Genomic DNA, 6,209 nt, shown 5'->3' with positions numbered 1-6,209 from the left:
AGGACCGCCTGAAACCCAACACACCAACACAACATTGATGTCACGCAAAGCGACGAAACGCTACCGGGAAAGGCTCACTGCGCCACGAAGCGCGTTCTCCGCGGCGGCGAACACCTTCTCATACGCTATCGGCCGCATCGGGGCATTCCTCCGAACATCCTCGTCACCAGAGGTTTCGGAACAATAAAATGGTATGACCTAAACGCCAAGACCATCGTGAAGACCAAGACCATCCCGATGGCCCGTCGCGCGACTCCAGCCGGGCGCGCCCACCTGGCCGCCGTACAGGTCCAGTAGCAGCCGGGCCCGGGCGCCGCCGGCGGTCCGGCGCGCCCCGACCATCCGGCTCGCCGAGAGGACCAAGGTCAAAGCGACCACCACATCTGACCCTAAGTAATCATTTCTTCTATTTGCGTCACGACTCCGCTCTCGCCCGCCAGCCCGCATCCCGACGAACTTCCGGAGGCGGAGGCGAGCCAGGACCAGGAGTTGATTGAATTTTTAGCCAGACCATTGGAACTTACAACCAAATAACACCGTAGCCGACATCGGCCCCCTCCGACGACGACGGCGCGCCTACCCGGGTACCCGACATCCCGACCGACATCTGATCACGACGACCCCAGGACGGCTTCCATGAAGATCCCCACCGTCGGCGACCGCTATGATCAACTGGAGATCGAGGGCTACTACGCCTCGGGCTGTTGGGGGACCGAGACCTTAGGAGAGATCCTCGCCGAGCAGGCCGGCGAACGAGGAGACAAGACATTTATCACCGACGGAAATGTCTCCTTTACCTACCGCGAGCTTCATGAGGCCGCATTACGCCTGGCTATTGGTCTGAATGCACGGAGCGTGCGAGTCGGTGACCGGGTGGCGGTTCAGCTGCCCAACTGGGCGGAATTTGCCGTCATCGCCGCGGCGATAGCTCGGCTGGGCGCGGTGATGGTGCCCATCATGACGATCTACCGCCGCGACGAGGTGGGTCATGTTCTCGACGACGCAGACGTGAGGACAGTGGTCACAGCCGCTACCTTCAAGAAGTTCGACCATCTGGGAATGTTTCGAAGCCTGGCGGCCGAGCGGCCGGCACTGCACACGATCCTGGTGATCCGCGACGACGCGGCCGCAGCGGGAGGTCACGGGGGCGGCGTGGCCGGTGCCGCGGTGCTCCCCCTGACCGCGGTGAGCGCCGATATCGAGCCGTCCGTCGCGGAGGCCAGGCTGGGCTCACCAGTGGGCCCGGATGACCCGTTCGGTGTACACCTCCGGAACCACAGCCAGGCCCAAGGGCTGTCTACACACGTTCAACACCTATCTGGCGGGTGCCCGCGCGCTGGGCAAGGCGTTTGCCTACACCGAGAACGACGTGCAGTTCGGCCCCTCGCCGATCACTCACACGACGGGGCTCGTCACCAGCGTTCTGCTACCCCTGCTGCATGGCGGGGCCACCCACGTGATGCCCGACTGGGATCCGGTGCGCGGCCTGGCCGAGATCGCCAGATATCGATGCTCGGTGGCCGTCACCGCCACCACCTTCCTGCAGATGGCGCTCGACACCTACGATCCGGACCACCACGACGCGTCGAGCCTACGAGTCTGGGTGTGCGCCGGCGCCCCGATCCCCGCGTCGGTCGTCGAACGGGCTCGCATCCTCCTACCGAACACGAAGATCCTGAGTCTGTACGGACGCAGCGAGAATCTGACGACCACCACCTGCACGGTCGACGACGATCCGCAGAGGGCACTGACCTCCGACGGCGCCGCGCTGCCGTTCAGCCAAGTCAAGATCGTCGATGAGGTCGGGGCGCCGGTCCCGGTCGGCACCGAGGGTGACATCGCCTACCAGGGCCCGTCGCACATGCTCGGCTACCTCAACCGGCCCGACGAAACCGCTGCGCTGTACACCCCCGACGGATTCTCCTGCTCAGGCGACCTCGGGGTCATGGACGCCGACGGGTACGTGCGCGTCACCGGCCGGACCAAGGACATCATCATCCGCGGCGGGATGAACATCAGCGTCCGGGAGATCGAGGACCTGCTCGCCGCGCACCCGGCGATCCGTACCGTCGCGGTCGTCGGCATGCCCGACGACCGACTCGGTGAACGTGCGTGCTGCTACGCCGTCCCCGTGGACCCCGCCAACCCCCCCACACTGCCAGGGTTGACGGAGTATCTACGGAGCAGGGGAATCGCAGTGCAGAAGTCACCAGAGCACCTGGAGCTGCTCGAGGCGATGCCGATGACGGCGACCGGAAAAATCCAGAAACACGTGCTCCGGCAGGACATCGTCCAGAAGGCCGGCCGCCGCGCTGACGTCCCGACCAGGGCGTGACCCCCGCGCCCCAGCCGCACAGCAGGAGTCGTTCAGGTGACGCTCATGGCCCCGGTCACCGGCCGGGCCAACGCCGCCGAGGCCGCCGTCGTGCCGGCACCAGACCCGATCAGACTCGCGGTTCCCAATGCCTACGTCAGCCTGGTGCCCGGACACGAAATGGCGGTACGACGAGTTCCCCGAACTCCTGTCGTAAGCACGGGATCCGGACGGGTCACGCCGGCCCCCGGAGCAGAGCCCGGACCTCGGCGACCCCCTCGATGCCCGCCTGGACGGTGTCGGCCACCGGTATCAACGTCAGCGTGCGGGCGCCCGCCTGGACGTACGGCGCAAGAAAGCCGGCGACGTCCTGCGGTGTCCCGGCGGCGCTGATGTGGGCGAACTTCTCCGCGGGCAGGTTGTACATCCGCGACATCCGCTCCCCCAGCGCGGCCCTCGCCGTGGCGGCGTCCCGGCCGAATCCGACCCAGATGCTGAGCCCGGCGAACGTCGGCGCGGGCCGGCCGGCGGCGGCACATGCCGCCAGGATCTGCTCGTGGGTGGCGGCGTATCTGCGGGCCGAGCACCACATCCCGAGCCAGCCGTCGCCGTGGGCGACCGTGCGCCGCACCGCGACGTCGCCCGCGCCCCCGATGACGATCGGAACCCTGGGCTCGAGGGGAGGCAGGATGCGTGCGCCCTCGAGCTGGAAGAAACGGCCACGGTGGTCGATGCGCTCGCCCGTCGCGAGCTGGCGCAGCAGCCCGAGCGTCTCGTCCATGCGGTGCCCACGGGTCGCCGGGTCGACGCCCATGTTGCTGACCTCCAGGCGGTCCTCCCCCGCGACCCCGACGCCCAGGACCAGCCGGCCGGGCGCGATCTGGGTCAGCGTCGCGAGCGACCGGGCCGTGGCCATCGGATGCCGCAGGCTCGCCAGGTAGACGCCGACCAGCACCTTGAGGGTGTCGTGCGACGCGAGCGCCGCCGTCGCGGCGACGATCCCGTCGAATCCGTTGCCCCCGTGGAAGCTGATGTGGTCGCCAACCGTGAGATGGTCGAGACCGGTCTCGGCCACCTGACCGAGGATGGCCCGGCGGGCCGCCGGCCCGGACACGAGCAGCTCGTCGTTGACGGCGATGCCAAGGGTGATGTCGGAGGTCACCGTCGCATCGTCTCGCAGCCGGGGCGAAGGTTCGAGTAATGGACTGACCATATGCTGGAGGTTGAACCAGTGCCGGTTCTCACAGCCGGACCGCGCGTCGCTCGACCCACGCTGTCAGCTCGCGTTCTCCCCGCGGCCGATGGCGCCCGCGCGCTCCCACTCGTCGATCGTGCCGGCCGGCACTCCCCAGGCGGCCAGCGCTGCCCGGGTGTGCTCGCCGGGCTCGGGAGGCGGTCCGTCCACCCTCGCGGGCGTGCGACTGAAGCGCGGATGCGGGGCGGGCTGGATCACGCCGTCGATCTCGACGAACGTGCCGCGCGCGGCGTTGTGCGGGTGCATCCAGGCCTCGCGCGGCTCCAGCACCGCGGACACGCAACCGCGGCCGGCGGCCAGCTCGACCCACTCGTCGCGGGTCCGTCCCCGCACGACCTGAGCGAAGATCGTCTTCAGGCGGGGCCACTGCCCCTGGTCATCCCGGTCCGGCAGGCCAGCGGGGTCGAGACCGAGGATCGCCAGGAGGTCGGCGTAGAAAGGCGCCTCCATCGCGGCCACGGCCAGCCACCTGCCATCCGCCGTCTCGTAGACGTCATAGAACGGCGCGCCGGAGTCGACGATATTGGTACCGCGCGTGCCCTGCCAGGCGCCGCTGCTGACATAGCCGTGGAAGGCAGCGCCCAGCAGCGCCGCGCCATCGACCATCGCGGCGTCGATGACCTGGCCCTGGCCCGAGCGCGCCGACTCCCACAGCGCCGCGAGGATCCCCAGCGCGAGCATCATGCCGCCGCCCCCGAAGTCTCCGACGAGGCTCAACGGCGGAGTCGGGGGCTGACCATGCCGGCCGATCAGCGCCAGCATCCCGCTCTGGGCGACGTAGTTGAGATCGTGCCCGACGGCCTGCGCCATCGGCCCGTCCTGCCCATAGCCGGTCATGCGGCCGTAGACCAGGCGCGGGTTGACGGCCAGGCAGGCGTCGGGGCCGATACCCAGCCGCTCGGTGACGCCGGGGCGGAATCCCTCGATGAGCGCGTCTGCGCCCTGAACGAGTGCGAGAACGACCTCGGCCCCGCGCGGGTTTTTGAGGTCGACCGCCACCGACCGCCGGCCGCGGTGCATGACCTCCGCGCGGAAGGCCGCGTTCGGGCCGACGAGGGCGGCTCCCGACGACCGGTCCACGCGGATCACGTCGGCGCCCAGGTCGGCGAGCACCATCGCGCAGAACGGGCCGGGACCGATGCTCCCGATCTCGACGACCCTCATCCCGGCCAGGGGCCCGGTGAACCGCCGTTCCACGGGGGTGCTGGACATCTCCCGCCTCCTTCGGATCGCGCCGGTCAGGCCTGTCGACGCCGGGACACCGACGACGTGACCGACCGGGTGTTGAGGCCGTCGCCGCCGTCGACCGTAAGCAGCTGGCCGGTCACCATTCCCGATTCGGGAGAGGCGAAGAACGCCACCGCGTTGGCGATGTCGGCGGGGTCGACGAAGCCGCTTGGAAGGCTGTCCAGCCAGGCGTCCTTGATCGACTCGGGCATCCCGAGAATGCCCGACGAGGCAGTCATGCCGGGCAGGACGCAGTTGGCGGTGACGCCGGCGCCGACGTTCTCGGCCGCCACGGTCTTCGTCATCCCGATGAGACCCGCCTTGCTGGTCGCGTACGACACCTGGGCGGGCATGCCCCGGGTACCGGAGGTCGAGGAGATCACCACGATCCGGCCGTAGCGGCGCTCGCGCATACCCGTCAGGCACTTCTGCAACACGCGGAACGTCCCCGTAAGATTGATGTCCAGATCGAGCCGCCACTTCTCCAGGGAAAAGGTGTGCGCGGCGCCGAACAGCGTCGTGATGGCGGCATTGGCGACGTACACGTCCACCGGCCCGAAGTCGGGCAGCTCGTCGGTAGCGAGGTCGACCTGCCACGTGCATCCCGGCAGCTTGTCGAGGGTGAGAACTTCCATGCCGTCCGCCTCGAGGCGCTTCACGATGGCCTGGCCGATGCCACCGTCGCGGCCCGCTCCCGTCACCAGCGCCCGATAGGGCATAGGGGTTTCCTCCTACCGACCGAGCCGAGCCGCCGACATCGGCGTCCAGGCCGCCAAGGTCGGAGTGTGCCAGAGGCTCAGCCGCATGCGTCGTCCGCGCGGATCCGGACACTGTGGAAACCGACAGGCACGCCGATCCGGCCGGCACCGGCCGAGCCTAAAGTCGGCGGCATGACGTCTCCGACCGCACAGTCGCCCACCTGGGAGCAGGTCAGGCAGGTCCCAGCTACAGTCGAGGCCAAGGTCGAGCCGGAGTTCATCGACTTCAACGGGCACATGAACATCCGCTACTACCTCGACAGCTGCGCCCAGAGTGCCGAATTTCTGTGCCGCACGGTCGGCATCGACGAGACCTACCGCCGTGACCGAAGAATGGGCGTGTTCACCGCCGAGCACCACCTGCGTTACCTGTCGGAGCTGCAGGAAGGCGACAGCTACTCTGTGCACGCTCGCGTACTGGATCGCTCGGACAAGGTGGTCCACCTGATGGCGTTTCTGGTCGACCAGTCCCACGAGAGGCTCTCCTACACGGCGGAGATCGTGATCGTCCACGTGGGCATGGACGACCGCAGACCTCGGCCGTTCCCAGCCGACGTGGCCGCCGGCTGGGAACGGCCGATCAGCGAGTCCAACGCCCTCGGCTGGGGGGTGCCGGTGAGCGGCACGATGGGCGTGCGCCGCTGACCTGGCGGCA

5 protein-coding genes and 1 pseudogene are annotated in these 6,209 nt (G+C 68.5%); 3 read left to right on the top strand and 3 right to left on the bottom strand.

The features are described 5' to 3' along the window. Positions 1–636: 636 nt before the first annotated feature. Positions 637–1,077, top strand: a pseudogene (locus G6R25_RS31965) (AMP-binding protein); the annotation flags it as partial. Between the two features lie 169 nt (positions 1,078–1,246). After that, positions 1,247–2,335: an AMP-binding protein gene (locus tag G6R25_RS31960; RefSeq protein WP_268904189.1), complete on the top strand. Its 1,089-nt coding sequence runs from the start codon at positions 1,247–1,249 to the stop codon at positions 2,333–2,335. 214 nt (positions 2,336–2,549) lie between these two features. Here the strand turns inward: G6R25_RS31960 and G6R25_RS19950 are convergent, their stop codons facing one another. The 3 genes from G6R25_RS19950 to G6R25_RS19940 all read right to left on the bottom strand — a co-directional run bounded on the left by G6R25_RS19950 (position 2,550) and on the right by G6R25_RS19940 (position 5,515). After that, positions 2,550–3,476, bottom strand: a complete 927-nt coding sequence (locus G6R25_RS19950) for an LLM class flavin-dependent oxidoreductase (protein WP_235949199.1) — start codon at positions 3,474–3,476, stop codon at positions 2,550–2,552. Between the two features lie 114 nt (positions 3,477–3,590). Further along, positions 3,591–4,781 carry a CaiB/BaiF CoA transferase family protein gene (locus G6R25_RS19945; RefSeq protein WP_136449001.1) on the bottom strand — a complete coding sequence of 397 codons (1,191 nt, stop codon included), beginning with the start codon at positions 4,779–4,781 and terminating at the stop codon, positions 3,591–3,593. 26 nt (positions 4,782–4,807) lie between these two features. After that, positions 4,808–5,515, bottom strand: a complete 708-nt coding sequence (locus G6R25_RS19940; RefSeq protein WP_136449000.1) for an SDR family oxidoreductase — start codon at positions 5,513–5,515, stop codon at positions 4,808–4,810. A gap of 171 nt (positions 5,516–5,686) precedes the next feature. On the opposite strand from G6R25_RS19940, the gene G6R25_RS19935 reads away from it, so the two are divergent. Beyond that, on the top strand, positions 5,687–6,199 hold the full coding sequence (locus G6R25_RS19935) for a thioesterase family protein (protein WP_136448999.1): 513 nt from the start codon (positions 5,687–5,689) through the stop codon (positions 6,197–6,199). Positions 6,200–6,209 lie beyond the last annotated feature (10 nt).

This window comes from Candidatus Frankia alpina (assembly GCF_902806485.1).
GTDB lineage: Bacteria > Actinomycetota > Actinomycetes > Frankiales > Frankiaceae > Frankia > Frankia alpina.
This window is presented reverse-complemented; position numbering and strand designations above follow the sequence as displayed.

What these genes read in the sequence shown, in the direction of transcription:
- G6R25_RS19945 (WP_136449001.1), bottom strand. Translation starts at nt 4,781, where the DNA reads ATGTCCAGCACCCCCGTGGAACGGCGGTTCACCGGGCCCCTGGCCGGG.
- G6R25_RS19935 (WP_136448999.1), top strand. Translation starts at nt 5,687, where the DNA reads ATGACGTCTCCGACCGCACAGTCGCCCACCTGGGAGCAGGTCAGGCAG.
- G6R25_RS19940 (WP_136449000.1), bottom strand. Translation starts at nt 5,515, where the DNA reads ATGCCCTATCGGGCGCTGGTGACGGGAGCGGGCCGCGACGGTGGCATC.
- G6R25_RS31960 (WP_268904189.1), top strand. Translation starts at nt 1,247, where the DNA reads ATGACCCGTTCGGTGTACACCTCCGGAACCACAGCCAGGCCCAAGGGC.